At 43.1% G+C, this 19,533-nt stretch carries 15 protein-coding genes; 8 read left to right on the top strand and 7 right to left on the bottom strand.

What is annotated here, in order from left to right; genetic code table 11:
• Positions 1-6 precede the first annotated feature (6 nt).
• The 4 genes from LX64_RS05915 to LX64_RS05900 all read left to right on the top strand — a co-directional run bounded on the left by LX64_RS05915 (position 7) and on the right by LX64_RS05900 (position 4,446).
• On the top strand, positions 7-1,032 hold the full coding sequence (locus LX64_RS05915) for an IPT/TIG domain-containing protein (protein WP_111596692.1): 1,026 nt from the start codon (positions 7-9) through the stop codon (positions 1,030-1,032).
• 94 nt (positions 1,033-1,126) lie between these two features.
• On the top strand, positions 1,127-2,251 hold the full coding sequence (locus tag LX64_RS05910) for a glycoside hydrolase family 26 protein (RefSeq protein WP_211324741.1): 1,125 nt from the start codon (positions 1,127-1,129) through the stop codon (positions 2,249-2,251).
• Between the two features lie 69 nt (positions 2,252-2,320).
• The gene (locus LX64_RS05905; protein WP_111596691.1) at positions 2,321-3,286 is read left to right on the top strand and encodes a glycoside hydrolase family 5 protein; all 966 of its coding nucleotides are present in this window, start codon (positions 2,321-2,323) and stop codon (positions 3,284-3,286) included.
• A gap of 116 nt (positions 3,287-3,402) precedes the next feature.
• Positions 3,403-4,446 (top strand): SGNH/GDSL hydrolase family protein, encoded by a 1,044-nt coding sequence (locus tag LX64_RS05900; RefSeq protein ID WP_111596690.1) that lies wholly within the window; start codon positions 3,403-3,405, stop codon positions 4,444-4,446.
• A gap of 76 nt (positions 4,447-4,522) precedes the next feature.
• Here the strand turns inward: LX64_RS05900 and LX64_RS05895 are convergent, their stop codons facing one another.
• Both LX64_RS05895 and LX64_RS05890 read right to left on the bottom strand, forming a co-directional pair.
• A complete protein-coding gene (locus LX64_RS05895; protein ID WP_111596689.1) occupies positions 4,523-5,359 on the bottom strand; it encodes a ferritin-like domain-containing protein in 837 nt (278 codons plus the stop codon).
• Positions 5,360-5,381: 22 nt separating this feature from the next.
• Complete coding sequence (locus LX64_RS05890; RefSeq protein ID WP_111596688.1) at positions 5,382-6,083, bottom strand: ferritin-like domain-containing protein; 702 nt, start codon at positions 6,081-6,083, stop codon at positions 5,382-5,384.
• 209 nt (positions 6,084-6,292) lie between these two features.
• Between LX64_RS05890 and LX64_RS05885 the strand changes: the two genes are divergently transcribed.
• On the top strand, positions 6,293-7,009 hold the full coding sequence (locus LX64_RS05885) for an alpha/beta fold hydrolase (protein ID WP_111596687.1): 717 nt from the start codon (positions 6,293-6,295) through the stop codon (positions 7,007-7,009).
• A 127-nt stretch (positions 7,010-7,136) separates the two neighbouring features.
• Positions 7,137-8,042, top strand: a complete 906-nt coding sequence (locus LX64_RS05880) for a hypothetical protein (protein WP_111596686.1) — start codon at positions 7,137-7,139, stop codon at positions 8,040-8,042.
• 792 nt (positions 8,043-8,834) lie between these two features.
• Here the strand turns inward: LX64_RS05880 and LX64_RS05875 are convergent.
• From LX64_RS05875 to LX64_RS05855, 5 genes are all read right to left on the bottom strand, one after another.
• Positions 8,835-10,262, bottom strand: coding sequence for a glycoside hydrolase family 125 protein (locus LX64_RS05875; protein ID WP_111596685.1), 1,428 nt, complete (start codon positions 10,260-10,262; stop codon positions 8,835-8,837).
• Positions 10,263-10,276: 14 nt separating this feature from the next.
• Positions 10,277-10,960, bottom strand: coding sequence for a class I SAM-dependent methyltransferase (locus tag LX64_RS05870; protein ID WP_111596684.1), 684 nt, complete (start codon positions 10,958-10,960; stop codon positions 10,277-10,279).
• Positions 10,961-11,055: 95 nt separating this feature from the next.
• Entirely contained in the window at positions 11,056-12,261 is a 1,206-nt protein-coding gene (locus LX64_RS05865) for a DUF6600 domain-containing protein (RefSeq protein WP_111596683.1), read from the bottom strand.
• A gap of 222 nt (positions 12,262-12,483) precedes the next feature.
• Positions 12,484-13,185 (bottom strand): response regulator transcription factor, encoded by a 702-nt coding sequence (locus LX64_RS05860; RefSeq protein ID WP_111596682.1) that lies wholly within the window; start codon positions 13,183-13,185, stop codon positions 12,484-12,486.
• Positions 13,186-13,187: 2 nt separating this feature from the next.
• A complete protein-coding gene (locus LX64_RS05855; protein ID WP_158538542.1) occupies positions 13,188-14,600 on the bottom strand; it encodes a sensor histidine kinase in 1,413 nt (470 codons plus the stop codon).
• Positions 14,601-14,970: 370 nt separating this feature from the next.
• Here LX64_RS05855 and LX64_RS05850 point away from each other — a divergent pair, with 370 nt between their 5' ends.
• Positions 14,971-17,127, top strand: coding sequence for an alpha-L-fucosidase (locus tag LX64_RS05850; protein WP_158538541.1), 2,157 nt, complete (start codon positions 14,971-14,973; stop codon positions 17,125-17,127).
• Between the two features lie 30 nt (positions 17,128-17,157).
• On the top strand, positions 17,158-19,440 hold the full coding sequence (locus LX64_RS05845) for a GH92 family glycosyl hydrolase (protein WP_111596679.1): 2,283 nt from the start codon (positions 17,158-17,160) through the stop codon (positions 19,438-19,440).
• Positions 19,441-19,533: the final 93 nt, after the last annotated feature.

Genomic DNA, 19,533 nt, shown 5'->3' with positions numbered 1-19,533 from the left:
ATCGTCATGAAAAAACATATTATATTATACTTTCTCATGTTCGTGATGTGCGCCGGCTTTTTGTTCACTTCTTGCGAAAAGGACGAAACGCCCGTGCCGCCAACTTTGGAAAGAGTGCGCTTGATTAAAAAAGATAGCACCACTTCCATTGGTTATACGAGCAATATGTATGCAATCATGGGCCAACACTTAGGCACCACCATAAAAGTGTTGTTCAATGGTACTGAAGCATACCTTAATCCTACGTTAATTACAAACACCAGTATTATCGTAAGCATACCGGCCGATGCACCTTGGAAAGACCAAGAAAATAAAATCACGGTAATTACTTTGGGCGGCGAAGCGAAGATTGATTTCAAAATACAACAACCCGGCCCAGAGATTACCAACTTTGATCCAAAAGCCGCCGGTACAGGCGATGTAATTACGATTACTGGTAAAGTGTTCGACGGGCTGGAACGCGTGATGTTCGATTCTACAAAAGCAGAAATAGTAAGCTTCACGTCAACAGAAATTAAAGTAAAAGTACCCGCAGGTATTGTACAAGCTTTTATTCACGTTTTCACACCCGGTGGCGTAACTACTTCGAAAGCCGCCTTTGGTTTCAAATACGTGGTGTTTGATGATGATTTAGCACCAAGCTGGTGGAAAGGTGGTTGGGGAAATACAACCGATTGGGCCAGTACGCAAATTGTAAAACGTGGTACACGCGCAATTAAGGTGCAATACACGGGTGCGTGGAGTGGTTTTCAAACAGGGTATAGCGGTGCTGATATTACCTTATCGGGATACAGCGCTATTAAGATTTCGTTGTATGGTATGGTAGGTTCGAACGGAAGAAAAGTGAAGCTTGTATTAAATGGTAATTACGATATTGGTTTTGAAATGATATTGAAGGAAGGGGAATGGCAAGATTTTACCATCCCGTTAAGCTCGATGGGTAATCCTGCCAAGCTATTAGAAATTGTATTACAAGAAGCCGAAGGTAATGCCACTACCGGCATGTACGTTGATGATATCGGTTTGATATAAACTGTTTTCATAACTAGGAATGATGATCGTGCGAAAGATAAGCAACTGCTACCCTGTGGTTGAGGTAGCAGTTGCTTTTTATAAATGTTTTATTATGAAGGATATGTTAAAGAAGCGTTTAACTTGGTTGTTTTTATTTGGATTGATAAGTACCCAAACCCGCGCGCAAATAGATGATAGAGCTACCCCGCAAACGAAGGCTTTATACAACAATTTACACAAGTCGGCACAAACAGGTTTCCTACTCGGTCACCAAGATGCATTGGCGTACGGCGTTGGGTGGAAATACAAACCACGAAAAAGCGATGTCTACAGCGTAGTGGGCGACTATCCCGCTTTATATGGCTGGGATCTCGGCTACATAGAAAACGATTCCCCCGTCAATCTCGATAGTGTTCCCTTCGATAAAATGAAACAATACATCCGCGAAGGCTATGAAAGAGGTGGGGTGATCACTATTTCATGGCATGGTAATAATCCATTGAACGATAAAAGCGCTTGGGATGTAACACCTAACAGTGTACAATCCATTCTTCCCGGTGGCCCGCAACATGCGAAGTTCCTCACCTGGCTCGATAAAATCGCCGCCTTTCTTCACGATTTAAAAGGCAAAAATGGCGCACCTATACCTGTACTTTTCCGCCCATACCACGAGCTTACCGGCAACTGGTTCTGGTGGGGTAGCAGCACTTGCACACCCCAAGAATTCAAAGATTTATTCCGCTTCACTGTTCACTATTTCAAAGATGAAAAACAACTCCACAATTTAATCTACGTATACAACACCTCTCAAACAAAAGATACCACCGCCTTCCTCGAACGCTACCCCGGCGACGATGTGGTAGATGTACTCAGCTTCGATGCCTACCAGTACGACGATCCTACAACATCCAGTAAGTTTCAAACGGAAGTATTGCAGAATGTTAAAGATATTTACCAACTAGCGCAAACGCGCCATAAAATAATTGCCATTGCAGAAACCGGTTACGAGCAAATTCCTTATGCCCAATGGTGGACGAAAACGTTGTTACCCGCAATTGGTAACTATCCCGTATCGTATGTGCTACTTTGGCGCAATGCCGGGGTCATGCCGGGAAATAAGATGCATTATTACATGCCTTATCCCAAACATGCCTCCGCTCCCGATTTTAAACGTTTTGTCCAATCACCGAAAGTTTTGCTCGAACGAGATGCAAAGGCGCTGAAACTCTATAAATAATCATGCTACATGGTGATGTATCCAACAGGTACGTGCGGGTTTTATTTGATTCACGTAAAAACAACATGTATGAACACTCATAATTTGAAGCAGCAACCATTGTTTGCCACATTTTTTGCATGCGCATTACTGCTCACTCTATTCGCTTGCTCAAAGCAAGCAACAACCGGTAATACGAATGTAACGCCCCCGCAACAACCCAGTACCGAGCTTACAAATGGTATTGGCCACGGGGTAAACTTACAGCCATCGTACTACAACGGGGGCAATGTAAATTTCGCTTGGAGCCTCATGAAGGCACAAACAAAAATTAAAACCGTGCGGATAGAAATTGAACCTTCTGCCAATATCAATACAGTTAAAAGCTGGATCAGTGCAGCGAAGAGCAATGGGTACACTGTTATTTGCACCTACCACAAATCCACCGTGTTAGGCAGCGATAACACCACCGAATTGAATGCCGCCGCTAGCTGGTGGGTAAGCAATTACGCGAATCTTGCCAGTGCAGGAAGTTTTATTGTGAATTTAATGAACGAGTGGGGAAGTCATAATATCACTGCTAATAGTTATGCCGCTGCTTATAATACGGCAATTAGTACAGTACGTCAAGTGTATAGCGGTACTATCATTATCGATATTCCCGGTTGGGGCCAAGAAACGGCTACTGCTGCTGCCGCTGTAAAGGGGCAAGGCGGCGTGAAGTTAAATGATACCAACATTATTCTATCTGTACATATTTACCCGAATGGCTGGAACCAAGGCAAAAACCACACCCTGCAAAACATCGACTTAGACGACCTGGCGTCGGCTGGTCGCCCTTGCATGGTGGGCGAATTTGGTAACCAACCTGCGGGTAGTGCTAACTGGTCGGGCATGGTCAACTATGCCAAATCCAAAGGATGGACAGTACTCGGTTGGTGCTGGAATGGCGATGGTGGTAATATGAATATGGTTACACCTTCTTGGGCTACCAACGCCACCGCTACTTCATTTAGTGTAAGTAGCTATTTTAGTACGATCTATAATTTATTGTAAAAACATGTCGCACGTTATCTTATAAAGTATGACTAACAGGGTTTGTGATCGCCCCTTCTATAAAGAGGGGCTTTGGCAAATAAAGGAACATAGGATAAGTGTATCAAAATTTGAGAATGATAAGAATAGCCATTTTAAGTTTATTGTTACTGCTGGGAAAAACCAACCTGCAATTTTTCCCCGCCAATAATGCGTATTTACAATACACAGGCAGGCTAGATGTTACAGATCCAACAGCCCCCAAAGCATGGTCGCCCGGTGTATATATGCAATGCACCATTGAAGGTACAAGCGTAGGCATTATTCTCGAAGATCAACATCAATATAATGCAAACTACAATTACATCAGTATCGCTATAGATCAGCAAGCACCTATTCGTGTGCAAATGAAGCAAGTGGTAGATACTTTATTCGTACATAATTTACCCAAAGGCAAACACCATATTACGGTATGTAAAAGCACGGAAGGAAATATCGGTTACATCATATTCAAAGGCATCTTAGCAGAAAAACTCTTGCCTTCACCACCCAAGCCATCCCGTAAAATTGAGTACTACGGTAATAGTATTACATGTGGTACTGGCAGCGATCAAAGCGTGATCCCTTGCGGAAAAGGTGCCTGGCATGATCAACATAATGCTTATATGAGTTATGGCCCGTTAACTGCACGCGCCTTACATGCACAATGGCAATTGTCGGCCGTTTCTGGCATTGGTTTAATGCATAGTTGTTGTAATATCGGTATTACAATGCCGGAGGTATTCGATAAAATCAATATGCGCGAAAATAAGCTGGATTGGGATGTTAACTTATACCAGCCCGATGTAGTAACGATTGCACTTGGCCAGAACGATGGTATACAAGATAGTACCATTTTCAGTAATCGTTATGCCGATTTCTTGCGTACGATGCGTTCAAAATATCCAAAGTCCACTTTCGTATTATTGAACAGTCCAATGGCCGATCCATCGCTTGCAAACTTCTTATCAAAAAATATGCAAGCACTTGTTCAACGTTTACACGAGGAAGATAGTAACATCTATACGTATACGTTTAAAAAACGCTATCACGCCGGGTGCGACGATCATCCTTCTTTGGTAGAACATACACAAATAGCAGCAGAACTTACGGCCTTTATTAAACACATGAAACACTGGTAAAATAAAAGTAGCCCGCCAGCATAAGGCTGGTCAGGCTACCCTCTCTAAGTATAATAAACTAGTCCGTAGGAAAATATTATGGAACAATAAATGGTTTCACAATTTTCAATACATCTTCTGGTTTTAATTCTTCATCGAATGCTTCGGTTGCAGAATTAAAACCAATCGTGCGATTTGTTACAGGTAATTGCGAAATATCAATGTTTGCTTGTATTACATTTTCTTCTCCATTATAGCTGCCTTGCACCACGTCGCCAATACCCGTTTCTTTGCCCGTAATCCATGGTTGTACACTTGCCCCTAATGCTTTGCGCATGGAGCGAATGTGTGAAGCATGGCGCGCTTCTACTGAATGGATATTCAAAGCAGCTTGGAGTATATCGCCGGTGCCTACTAATTCAGCAGCACGACCTTTATACGCTCTTACGCCTGTATCTTCAAATGTTTGCGCTACCGCTAGGAAGGTGTTATAGTTTGAAAATACATTGCCAAATAAACCGCCTGCTGTAAAATCAAACGTAGGCTTCGCTACAGGCGTACCACCTACAGAAGGAATGGCTGCCTTTAGGAATTTTACGTGGTTAGCTTCATGTGTAGCAATGGTACTAATGGCGCCTGATGGAGGGCCTGCTGGAACTAAGCCACTTGTATCACGACCAATTTGATAAAACTCTGCTTCTAAATATTCTAGCGTTAATGCATAATTCAATATAGCTGCAATTTCAGATTGCGATGCAACACTGCCTGCGTATGCTTTTTTCAAGAACGACCCAAAGGCCAAAGGAATAGCTGTTAATGCAAGCTTCGCGCCAATACCGGCAAAATTCTTTAAGCTCTGCCTGCGGGTATCCGTTCTTTCGTAGAATTCAGGATCTGCTTTCTCGAATTCGTTGAGTATGTTTTGTAAATTCATGACTTTACTTTTTCGGTGAAGATTAACTTGGTAGTTTACTAGCGTCGATTTGTGTTTTGATGAAGGCGCTTGCCACGGCCAACACTTCTTTCGGGGTTTTACTTTTCTCTAATCCAAAATCAGCTGTCACCACTTCCTCATTCGCGAAAGTACCATTGCTAATCAAATCCCTAATAAGCGCTGCATGCCTTGCTTCTACAGAAACAATCTTACCCGCCAATACCAAGTAATCGGGCGATGTAATTAACCTGCCGGCTCCATTATAGGCCGACACACCAAGGTCTTCAAATGCCTTGGCGGTGGCCAATACACTATCACGTTTAGAAAAATCAATCGCACTGAAATTCACTTCCAATGCAGGTATAGCACTACTAGTTAAGGCGCGCTTAAAAAATTCACGATGCGCCACCTCGTGATCTCGTATACTCGTTAATAAGGTTCGCTCGTTGTCCGTAATACCCGCGTACGGCGTTTCTACTACGCGCAAGTAAAATGCTGCTTCTAATTGTTCCAATGCATATGCATAGTTTAATATGCCGATGTCTCCACCTCCTAAACTTACCATATTGTTGTCGGGGTAGATCGTATCATTGTTACACGCAACCGTTGCTGCTGTAGTGATTCCTCCGAATATGGCAGCATATCGAAGGAATTTACGCCTACTGAAAGAACCGTCGTTTACGGGCGCGACTTTCTCTTCCGGCTTTTGCAGAATTTTAGTCATAAGAATGATTTTAGTTTTAACAACTATTATTTAATAATTGCCGCATCTATTTTACAATGCAGCTGTCGGTAGGAGGGTATATATTCAATTACGAGAATGCGAATAAGACGGATTTATTTTTTGAAAATAAATATTGAAAATGAATAGGGTAGGAGCTTGTTGGTGGAAAACAGAAATTCAGTAATATTGTTCAATATAAATTGTTTGTCATGAAAATGCCGCTCCTTTTACTCCACGGTGCACTCGGTGCCAGTAAACAATTCGATGATATTGTAACCTCGTTACATGATCATTATAATGTGCATCGACTGAATTTTATTGGTCATGGTGATGAACCCCTTGGAGAAGAAAGTATGTCTATAGAAACATTGACAAATCAATTATTGTCTTACATCGACGAAAAGTTCCTCGATCCCATTCACATATTCGGTTACAGCATGGGCGGTTATGTAGCCCTCAACGCGGCCTTACAAAACGATAGTAAAATCGCCAGCATTCAAACCCTTGGTACTAAGTTCGATTGGAATCCCCAATCCGCCGCAAAAGAGGTGAAAAGCCTCGATGCAGAATTCCTCATGGCCAAAGCACCGGCTTTTGTCGATCACTTGCGGGTACTCCATGGCGAACAATGGCGCAACTTGCTCAGCAATACGGCTTTGTTAATGCTAGCCCTTGGTCATCACCCTTTACTTACCCCATCCACCCTTCCCCAAGTAAAAATACCCATACGCATCATGGTGGGCGATCACGACCAAATGGTGAACCTCGAAGAATCGATCGCGGCCTTCCGGGCACTCCAAAATGGATCATTTGCCGCCTTGCCAGGCACCGTTCACAAATTTGAGAAGGTCAATAATGGGTTGTTATTAACCCTTATAAATCAATGGATGAACGATGTAAAAGCCATGCAAAAGCTTGCTTTGTAGTACTTTTTTATATAATATATTTGTTTAATTTACATATTATCCCTATCTTTTGGGTACGAATCACCTATGTATGTAATGATGCCACCGAATAGGCATCCGAAGATTAATCCATTACACCGATACACCTATGAACTTAGAACAACTCCCTAGTTTATTGGGGCATTCTGTTTACGACCCAGCCTTCGACGGCGTTTTAAGGGCATTAGCGATCAACGAGCGACCGGAAGACAATGGCACCATCGCGGTAGATGTAAGTAATAAAACATTAGGCGTTCACTTGGAATTTCAAGCGAAGGAAAAGTTTATGGTGCATCATGGTTCACCTAAATCTACCTTTAGTGCCAAACAAGATGAACTAGTGTTAACCGCCGTCACCTTCGATCGTAATTTCACCCGCTTGCAAAAGGATGCGAATGTATCCTTACCGTTTAAATTATTATACGGCGAACAGGGGGCTACTATTTGTGTTAAACTTAAACGCAAACAATACCTTAAACAAAACACAGGCAGCTTTAAATACGGCTGGTGGTTTTTACTCGGTGAATACGAAGTATTAACCGCCCTCGATGAAAATGAATCATTATTGTGGTTCCGCGTTGTGCTGGTTAATAAAAACAACAGCAAAGGCGTTGACATGCAAAAAATGATTCGCCCACAAAACTTACACCTTCATACACATCATTATAAAGAACTTGAATCCATGAAAGTGGTTAATCCAACGCTTTCCTGGGTACTCCGTATGAATGAAGGCGATCCAACCTTCACGCAGAAAAATATCCGTGAAACGGCCACTATTCTCGAGAAATTTATCGATGCTTTACACCAAGCATGTAAAGAACAAAAAGCACTCGGCGTATACAATGCGGTGAAAAAAACGATCAATAATTTGAATAAACTCAGTCGTAAATACGATTGCTTAATCGATAACCGTGAACGCGAAGAACTAATTCTATTCGTAAACGATGCGGTACGCCTCACCGGCCTGCAACTCGAACGCTCCCTCGATATCACCTGGGAATGGCGCGAATGGTAAACATATAACACCGGCTTTTTTTAATGTCAATACCTTACACAAAACAGTAGGCTGTCTCTTTTATAAGAGATGGCCTTTTTTGCATGTTTTAAGGCGAAATAAAGCGGTAATTTGACCTGTTGTTATTCATTGTTCGAAACGATTTTTTTGATGCTAAAAAAGCCTTAAAATCCTTTCGTTTTTTAACTAATTGATCCCCAATTACTTCAATACAAAAGCCTTTGACGACCCTTTGAAAACCCTTTGAAAATCGGCTGAAACCCTTGAAAACACTAAGGGGACCCTTTGAAAGACTTTAACCTGCCTTTGACTTGCCTTTGAAAAGCCTTTGAAATGCCTTTAAACTGCCTTAGAAAATAGCCGGCAAGACTTATACCTCCCTTTGAAACACTTGGAAATCACTTAGTAGTCGATTAGATTTGTCGTAATCGCACTTTTAAGTGGGCTGTTTCTCAATCTATGCACACCAACCCAAATGCTCTATTCCCCTGGTTGCCAAATTTATAAGACATTCACCGCAGTAAGTACAAAGTAAGAACCCCAGTGTTTTCGGGCATTTGCAAAGTTTTCTCCGACTCTTTTCCGACTTTTACCGACACAACCCCAGTATTGACGCGGGTCGTTCCGACTATTTCCCAACCTTTTGTCGACAAAAACCTTATCAAATGCTTGGTTTTACCGGGTGCAAGTAAGCTTTCAGTCGACTGTCACCTGGTAATTACCTTGTAAAACACAAAAAGGTCATCTCTACAAGAGAGACGACCTTTCCAAAAATATTGTATACCAGTTTACTTACGACAGTAAAGCCGGCTTCTTGTGGTATGTTTTCAAAATGAATTCACCAAAAATCGTATTCGACCATGCGAACCATTTACGGGTGAAGTTCGTTGGATCATCTTTGTGGTAAGATTCATGCATGAAACCCGTACCGCCATGCGTTTTTTGCAACGTTTCAATACACCATTTGATCTCGCTATCGTTGCTGCTTGTTAAGCCACGCATAACAATACTCATCGGCCAAATCATATCCAACCCAATGTGCGGACCGCCAATACCTTCGCCAAATTTACCTTTGAAGAAGAATGGATTGTCTGGCGATAACACGTAACGACGCGTATTCTGGTAAATAGGATCACTCTGCTTCATGGCACCCAAATAAGGCAACGATAACAACGATGGTATATTCGCATCATCCATCAAGTTTACACTACCAAAACCATTCGTTTCAAAAGCGTACATAGTGCCGTACGTATCGTGTTTGAAAGTGGCATACGTATTCAACGCTCTTTCTACGGAAGTAGCTAAAGCCGCAGCCGGTGCTACTAACGATTTCATCGCCGCAATAGATTTACCCATTTCTTGTAATTGCTTCAAACTGGTTAAAGCAAAGAAGTTAGATGGAATCAAGTAAGGGAATACAGTAGCATCATCACTCGGGCGGAACATAGAACATATCAAACCGTTCGGGCGTGCTGGGTAACCGTAACCTGCCATTGGTACACCGTCGGTAGCCCATGCGGTGGTTCTTTGGAACGAATACGGGCCTTTACCATCGAAGCGTTGTTGTTCTGTAAACGTTTTGATGATGAGGTGCATCGCTTCTACAAACTCGGCATCGAAGGCAGATGTATCACCTGTTTCTTTCCAATAGCCATGGGCTAAACGGATCGGGTAACACAAGCTGTCGATCTCCCATTTGCGCTCGTGGATACCGGGTTTCATGGTGGTGATATCGGTATGCTTCCACTCGCTCACTTTGTTCAAGTCTTTATAAAATGCATTCGCATAAGGATCGAGTATGATGAATTTCGCTTGGCGGTGAATGACGCCGCGAATCATTTGTTGTAAGTCTTTATCGTCTTTTGTGAGCGGCAAATATGGCCACACTTGCGCGGATGAATCGCGGAGCCACATCGCGTCGATGTCGCCTGTAATAACGTAAGTATCGGGTTTGCCATCGATGATTTCAAAATCAACGGTGGTATCAAGCGTGTTAGGGAAACAATTTTCAAATAACCATGCGATTTCTTTGTTGCCGATGTTTTTCTTTACTTGGGCAATTGTTTGTTCTACTGCTTTACTTTTAAATTTACGTTGTGCCTCGGGAATGCGTACTACGGGGAAGTCGCTACCCGGCATTATAGCCGATAATCCAATTTTCGATACCGACAATGCAGCGCCCGTGAATAAGGCCTGCTGTAAAAAATGTCTTCTTTCCATCTATTTCCCAATTATTATTTTCCTTTTACAGGGGTGGCTAATATAAGCAACCGGTCTTTTTCAAATTTCTCACCGCTATTGGTGGTGCCTTCTTCTGTAGCTTTTACTACGTGCATAGGTGTAAAACCATTTTCCAACAACAATGTAATTACATCATTGGCCTCAAACATTCGGAATCCGAACTTTGTAAATGGCAATTTCTCCATGAAAGATTTACTGCGGATGGCAATACATAATATCCCGCCGGGCTGCATCACCCTGTTAATCTCTGCTAATTGTTGCGCATAATCTTGCCAGAAATATAGTGTGTTTACGGTAAATACTTTGTTAAAAAATGATGCTTGGTAGGGAAGGGTAATACCATCACCCAACTGGAAGTGCGCACGGTTCGCCGCTATCAATTCCGTATTCTTCTCTTTTGCCGCTGCTACCATTGTTGCTGAAATATCAATCCCGTAATAGGTAGTACCCGCCGCTTTCGCTATGGCATATGGGGCATGACCACCATTGCCAGGGCCAATTTCAAGGATAACATCTTGTTCACTGATATTCAATACATCTATCGCGTGTTTACTCATCTCGCCGTTATTCACGTGCATATGATCGGCTACCTTTAATCCATCTTCTCCCTGTGGCTTGCCTAATTGCGCCGCCAGGTCTTTAGCTTGTTGTTCATCCATGTCGAAAGGGTTTGTCATGACAATGTGTTTTATTTCGCGGCCTGAAATTACATAAAACAATAAACCCGTGGCACAATTACCACGGGTTTATCTTGTTTTTATCTCAGCTGTTGTTAATCTCTTCTTGCTCTACCTGGTGCACTACCGTTGTTGGCAGGCTGACTAGGTCTGCTCGGAGCCGCCGGCCTTGCCGATGGTGCTGGTGCAGCAGGCCTACTCGGTTGTACCGATGGTCGCGTTGGTCTACTTGGTGCACTAGGTGCCGGGCTAGAAGGCTGTGATGGCCTTGCCCCAGGATTCGTAGACGGTTGCGATGGACGGCTTGGTGTAGACGGGTTCACTGTTTCACTTGGCCTAGATGGTCTTGCCGGCGCTGTAGCGCCCGGTGTTACAGGCGTAGGCCTGCTATTGTTACCGTTATTCGGTACAGATGGCACCGTAGGACGTGTTCTGTCAATCGTTGGTGATGGATCAGTATTCGGCAATGTGGTAGCCGGGCGAATCCTATCAATGTTTTGTACTCTACTAGGTCGTGCCGGTGCATTACCGGTCGATTGTGATACAGATGGCCTGTACATGTTTATACCATTGTTATTCACACGGTCTTGTCTTGGATTGTTCACATCGTTCACCGGTAATGTTCTTACGCGGGAACCTGTTTGTCTTTCAATATCGCTTACATTCGGGCCGGTAAACCAATTGGAGCCACGTGGTGCTCTTGATGGCGCTTGGTTGCCATTCGATGGACCAGGACGCGAATTAGGATTACCATTGTATATGTTGTTGATGATTGTTACGTTATTGATATAAGTAGGACGGTTTACACGGTAGTTATACCAACCGCCTGTGCCAAAATATCGGCCCGGAACGAATGTCCACCAGAAAGAAGGAGGACGCCATCCGAAATTGATGGAAATATTGATGTTAGGTCCTAATGGAGCCCAACCATAGTCGTTACCATAGTTACCCCATGTTACCCAACCTGGCCCCCATTCATACCCTGGAATCCATAACCAACCACGCCATTCGTCGTATACCCAACGTCCATAGTGGAACGGGGCCCAACCCCAACGGTAGCTCGATACCCATGTCCAACCGTAGTTGGTATTGGCCCAATAACCGTTTGTACTATATGGTTGGAATCCTCTTCCTACGTTTGGGGCCCATACGTAACCGTATTCGGGTGAATTCACCCAGTCGCCGTAAGGACTTAACTCGTCGTAGAAGTTTTGGAAGGTAATGCTGGCACCGCCATATTGAGCGCTTGCAACGTATTGCAAGGAGAATAAGAGCGCTAATGTGATAAAAAATCGTTTCATGGGTACTCAATTTGCTTATGAACAATACTAACAGTAATAACCCGTTAGTGTTTATTTCCCCGTGGAGCTTTCGCCCCCGTTAACTAGTAAAATGCAAAGACCGCGCCGCGATATGCCAACAAGTCGTGTAACCGGTGCAATAAAATGTTAAAGGGCTGAAACCTTTGCCAGTATGGGTTTGTAAGAGTGTTAAACAGTGTTAAGTAGTGCCGCTTCAAGCGCTTATTCGTTCACATTAAACACGAAACCTACGCCATAAACATTCGAAATATTAATGTGTTTGGATTTTCCTAAATACTTGCGCAAGCGGGAAATAAATACATCTAAACTTCTGCCGAAGAAATAATCATTTTCACCCCATAATTGTGTTAAAATCTCTTCTCGCTTCAATACACGGTTCGCATGGCGGAATAAAAACTCCAATAACTCGGCTTCCCTAGGGGTAAGCATAATTTCCTTTTGTCCTTCTATTACCAATTGCAGGGTATCTTTATAAAACTTCACATCACCTTTGTTAAGCATGTTTCTACCTACCACTTCTACGCCTGCATTGCGTTTAATGATGTTTTTGATGCGCAATACCAATTCATCTACATCAAAGGGTTTCACGATATAATCATCTGCACCCAGCTTCAAACCATGTAAACGGTCTTGTTTCTCGTTGCGGGCAGTTAGGAATATAAAGGGGAGGTGCGGGTTGATATTCGCAGCATGATTGGCAAATTCAAAGCCATCCATTGTAGGCATCGATACGTCTACAAGTAAGAGTTTGAAGGAATGCGGGTTCTCTTGCAGCAGGGCGAGGGCGCTGGGGCCATCTTGTCGCCATGTTACATCAAATCCCATAATATCGAGGTATTGTTTCACAACATTCCCCAAATCGGTTTCATCTTCCACTAGCAATATCTGCGGTTTCGTACTCATAGTTATTTATTAGGAATTCGAACAATAAAGGTGCTGCCTTGCCCAGGTTTACTAGTAACGGAAATGCTCCATCCATGTGCCAGTACCGCCTGTTGTACATTAAATAGTCCCAGTCCAAGGTCGAGCCCCAAGCCATTGTTCGTTTTAAGGTTGGTTTGTGCGCGGTAAAATTTATCGAATATATGCGATTGTATGTTGCTGGGAATGCCGATCCCGTTATCTGCCACCTCGATATATAAATGCTTTTTCCCCCGTCTAAGTAAGATATTCACTACTTTATTGGGCTGATCATTGTACTTAATCGCATTTTCTATCAAGTTTACAAGGATCGTTGTTAACCAAAATCGATCTGCTTCAATTGTATCTTCTCCTTCCGCCAATACCCCGGTCATTTGAATGCTGGGATCTGTGATTTTATAACGGTAATCGGATATAATTTCTTGCAAGGCATTTTGTAAGATGAGAGGCTCTTTTTGAAGTACAACTTGGTTACTGCGTGTAATATCCAACACTTGCCCGATCAGTTTTTTAAGACGTTCACTTTGACGGTTGATTACATCGGTGAGTGAGCGTACTTGTGCCTTGTTTTCTAGAATCTGCTCGTTTTGTAGCCCCTTATTCGCTACAATAATCGCTGCCAACGGCGTATTTAATTCATGCGACATGCTATTGATAAAGTCCGACTTCATTTCGGATAGCTGCTTTTGCTTCACCCAATTCCTAAACGTAATAAAGAAGAGCAACACCACGCAGAACAAGGAAAACAAGCTGATAACAAGGGTAGGAAGCATTCTTTGTAAAATTACCATGCTCCTGTTGCTTATATCGGCATATAGACTGAAAGATACGCGGGTGGTATAGTCTGCCGGGCTGGTGACGGTAACGGTAGATATTTTGTTCTTATTGGATGGTGTTTGTAAAGTACCGGAAATAAGCGATAAGCGAGATTTCTGGGGCGAATTATAGTTGAAGATATTGACGTACTGGTTTTTCTTGAAACTGATATCTACTAAATCGAAATGGAGGGCATATTCCAATTTCTCACTGAGGCCATTCTTTTGGATAATCATGTGCATCACGCTATCCATGTTACTATTGGCTCGTAGCATGGTGAAAATACTATCCACCAATAGCGCTTTATACTGGTTGAAAGCCGCTGTATCCTGATCGTGCAATACTTCGAGGGTATGCATGTTGGGGTAAATGTATTTGTCCATCACCTTGCCACCACCGGGAAAGAGAATGTCGTTGATAATGGTTTTCCCATAAGCCGTATCCATTGTCTTTCGTTCATTGAAAAAATAGCGCTCGTCTGTAAGCTTGTATGTATTGTACACAAGCACGAACTGGAGCGTCGACAAAATCAGGAAGCTTACGATCGAAATAACTTTATACGCAGTAATGGATAATTTCATACCTAGGTTGATCACTGCAAGATAAGAAGCTATGGGCATTTTCCCTTACCACACACGGAAAAGTGCCTTTAAAATCCGTTAACAATTTGTTTGAAGTCCGTTGACAACTATTCATCTTATTCTGTCTTAATTTTACGGAATTCGAGGAAACTGCCAACTGTAGGGGAGTAGAACGCTCGCCTCTGTAACAAGCCAACGTAAATTGTATTACTTTTTGATAGAATAGTATTATATCGGACTACGAACAATTATAAAGCCACGAAACTCTTGCCTGTATTCATGTTTGACAGGTTTTTGAGGAATGGTTTTTAATACTGCGTAGAAAATGATACCTTTTCCCGTTCAAATTGTAAATAGTTTTAACAACGACATGAAAAAAATCAAAGGATTTATTGCGCTATGCCTACTGTTTGCATCGGGAAAAGCATCCGCGCAAATTGATTCGGCAGCGTTACAACAGTGGAAAGATCAGAAGTTTTCGATGTTTATCCATTTTGGGATGTATTCGCAATTAGGAGGCGTTTGGGATGGAAAGAATATTAGTCGCGGTTTAAGCGAACAAATCCAAGCACATGCCGGTATTTACAGTGATACGTATGCCCATGTAGCCAACAGTTTCAATCCTACGAAATGGAACCCCGATAGTATCGCCCTCTTAGCCAAAGCGGCAGGTATGCGTTCTATTGTTATCACGTCAAAGCACCACGACGGCTTTAGCATGTACAACACGGCGTATTCGGATTTCGACGTGGTAGATGCTACACCGTATAAAAAAGATATTCTCAAAGGATTGTCGGAAGCCTGTGCCAAGCACGGTTTACGCTTTGCTTTGTATTTCTCGCTAATCGACTGGCATTTTCCGCAAGCCATGCCAATTTCCAGTCATAACAGCGATTTCATTACCCCGGAACACCACGAATTCAACAAAAAGCAGGTCACCGAGTTGCTCACCAACTATGGACCTGTTAGCGAATTGTGGTTCGATATGGGATCGATGAGTGTTGCCCAAAGCCAAGAAATGCGCGACTTGGTACACCGTTTACAACCGAACTGCATGATCGGTTCTAGGATCGGTAACAACCGCGGCGATTTCGATGTAATGGGTGATAACCAAGAACCGGATTATGCTATTGGTGTACCTTGGCAAAGTCCTGCCTCGTTTTTCGACGAAACTTGGGGCTACCGCTCTTGGCAAGTACGTGTACCGGCCAACGAAAAGTACCACGAAAAGCTAACCAGCCTCATCCGCGTAGCTAGCCGTGGTGGTAACTTCTTGCTGAACATTGGGCCGAAAGGCGATGGTAGCGTAGTGCCTTACGAAGACAGTATTTTGAGAAGAATGGGAGCGTGGTTAACAAAAAATGGTGAAGCCATCTACAGCACGCAACCAGACCCGTTCCATGTACCGTTCAATTGGGGCAGTATTACGACGAAGAACAACAAAATATATTTACACATCATGCGCCAGCCGGAGAATAATACCATCGTATTACCCGGTTTAAAAGGCACCGTAGGCAAAAGCTTCGTGCTAGGTGACAATATCAAGTGCAAAGCAACGGCTACCCCCGATGGTGTTACCATCGTAATACCGAAAGAAGTAACCGTGCTGGAAGATTTCAAAGTAGTGGTGTTAGAGATGCCGAAAGGTTTTACCGTACCACCGGTAAACGTAAAAGCCATCAATAACCAACCCATTTGGCTCAATGGTGCCGACGCGTTCAAGTTCTACAGCTCTACCGGTAACGACTATAACACGCGTTATCAAAGCACGATCAAAAACGCGTACACATTAGCACCGGCAGCCACTAACGAGTATACCGCGAAGTTGTACTATAGCGCCGAAGAAATTGGTAAATCGATCGATTTACAATTGGGTAATAAAACAGAAACGATTCAATTCGATACCACGGGTAAATTCCTGCTGCCAAACAATGTGGCCCAGTTGAAATTGAGCCCTATCTACCTACAAGGCCCGTTATACTCCGGTATCACAGGCACACATGGTAGCTTAGAAAACGTAGATATCAACAAACCATGGCCCAACGCCAATGGTAAAACATGGGTGCCAAAAGCAGAATGGCAAAATGGTCAAATTGCTGAATTACAAGCAGGGCCGTTAACCGCTTATTACGCTATGCAGATTGTAGAATCGCCGATCGAGCAAAGTGTATTGGTGAAAGTAACCAGTGGCGACGGCGTAATAGTGTTCCTGAACGGGCAACAAGCGCTGATCGGTAACAACTTGGCGAAGAAAGAAAGTGTAGATCATTACATCCTGTTGCATTTAGTAAAGGGCACGAATCAATTAGCCGTGAAATTCTTCAACAACTTCCAGAAGAAGATCGTAGCAAATATCGATTTCAATATCCCGCAAGTAGGTTATGTGAAAACATTGCCGAATGTAAACATGCAACACCAACAATATTTCCCTGTCAACTGGAAATTGGCACATGCCGATACGCCGCATGAAGACTTGGGACTGGTGAATATGGTTTTAGAGATTGCGCCCGTTAAAGCTGCGCAGTAAACGATTGTCGAACATAATTTAAAAGAGCTCGTGAAAAGGAAATTTTTAGCATTACTCGCCTTCATCCCTTTCAGCCTACAGGCGCAGTATGTCAACAAAGTAACCGATCCTGTTGAATGGATCAACCCCTTAATGGGTACCTCCAGTGAAGGGGGCTTATCGAATGGTAACACTTACCCCACGATAGCCTTGCCATGGGGTATGAACTTCTGGACACCGCAAACCGGTAAAATGGGCGACGGCTGGCAGTATACCTACAGTGGTACACATATTCGCGGTTTCAAGCAAACGCACCAACCTTCGCCATGGATGAACGACTACGGTATGTTCTCTATTATGCCTGTAACCGGTTCGCCGAAATTTACAGAAGATGAACGCGCTAGCTGGTTCTCGCACAAAGCAGAAGTAGTAAAACCTTATTACTACAGCGTTTACTTGGCCGACCATAACGTAACCACTGAAATTACGCCTACAGAACGTGCAGCTGCTTTCCGTTTTACCTTCCCGAAAACTGAAGGTGCTTTTGTGGTAGTAGATGCATTCGATAGAGGTTCTTACATCAAAGTCATTCCAAACGAAAATAAAATCGTTGGTTATAGCACGCGCAATAGCGGTGGTGTACCAAAGAATTTTAAGAACTACTTCGTAATAGTGTTCGATACGCCGTTTGAAGGTTCATTCACTTGGGAAGATAAAGCTGCTAACCAAGCTTTAGAGTTAACAGGTAAGCACGTAGGTTCCGTGGTGAAGTTCAAAGTAACACACCGTGGTCAACAAGTGAATGCACGCGTAGCTTCTTCCTTCATCAGCATTGAACAAGCGGAACTGAATTTGAAAGAATTGGGTAACGATAGCTTCGACCAAGTAAAAGCGAAAGCAAAAGCTACTTGGAACAAAACATTAAGCCGCATCGAAGTAGAAGGTGGTACAGTTGACCAAGTACGTACATTCTATTCAACTTTATACCGTGCCTTGTTCTTCCCATTGAAATTGTACGAGTATGATGCTACAGGTAAAATGGTACACTACTCGCCTTACAATGGTAAAGTAGAACCGGGACATATGTTCGGCGGTACAGGATTCTGGGATACTTTCCGTGCATTATATCCTTTCTTGAACTTAGTATACCCAAGCATCAACGTAGAAATGCAACAAGGCTTGGTGAACGATTATAAAGAAGGTGGCTGGTTGCCAGAATGGTCAAGCCCAGGTTACCGCGATATTATGGTGGGTAATAACTCTGCTTCTGTTGTAGCGGATGCTTACTTGAAAGGCTTACGTGGGTACGATATCAATACCTTGTATGAAGCTTTAGTAAAAGATGCCAATAACGAAGGCCCGATAGGCGCGGTGGGTCGTTTAGGTGTGAAGTACTATAACACATTGGGTTATGTGCCTTATGATGTAAACATCAACGAGAATGCTGCCCGTACATTGGAGTATGCATACGACGATTTCACGATCTACAAACTAGCGAAAGCGTTGAACAAACCACAAGCAGAAATCGATTTATATAAGAAGCGTTCACAGAACTACCGCAACTTGTACGATCCTACCCACAAATTAATGCGTGGTAAGAACGAAAACGGCGAGTTCCAAACTCCTTTCAATCCATTCAAATGGGGTGATGCCTTTACAGAAGGTAATAGCTGGCACTACAGCTGGAGCGTGTTCCATGATGTGCAAGGTTTGATCGACTTAATGGGTGGTAAGAAAGAATTCGTGAACATGTTAGATTCTGTATTCGTAATGCCACCGGTATTCGACGATAGCTATTACGGTGGTGTAATCCACGAAATCCGTGAAATGCAAATCGCTAACATGGGCCAATATGCACATGGTAACCAACCGATCCAGCATATGCTTTACTTGTATAACTATGCCGGCGAACCGTGGAAAACGCAATATTGGGTACGTGAAGCCATGGCGAAATTATACAAACCTACACCAGACGGTTATTGTGGTGACGAAGATAATGGTCAAACCAGCGCTTGGTACGTATTCTCTGCAATGGGCTTCTACCCAGTTTGCCCAGGGACCGATCAATACGTAATGGGTACACCACTCTTTAAGAAAGTAACGTTGAAATTAGAAAACGGTAAATCATTCGTGATCAATGCCCCTAATAACAGCGAAGAAAATCTCTACATCAAGCAATTGAAATTAAACGGTCGCGAATATTCGAAAAACTATATTAGTCATTTCGATATCCTCAAAGGCGGCCAGTTAGATGCTGTGATGAGTAACAAGCCGCAAACCACGCGTGGTGTGAATGCAGCTGATTTCCCTTACTCCATGACCACGGATAAATAAGCAACAAATTTTAATGATAAAAGGCGTTCGGGCAACCTAGTAAACTAGGTTGTCCTGGCCACGCCTTTGCCCAATCAATATTAAAAATAACAC

Origin of the sequence: Chitinophaga skermanii (assembly GCF_003259335.1) — a bacterium.
GTDB lineage: Bacteria > Bacteroidota > Bacteroidia > Chitinophagales > Chitinophagaceae > Chitinophaga > Chitinophaga skermanii.
Note: the sequence above shows the minus strand (reverse complement) of the source record. Positions and strands in the feature narration are given on the sequence as shown.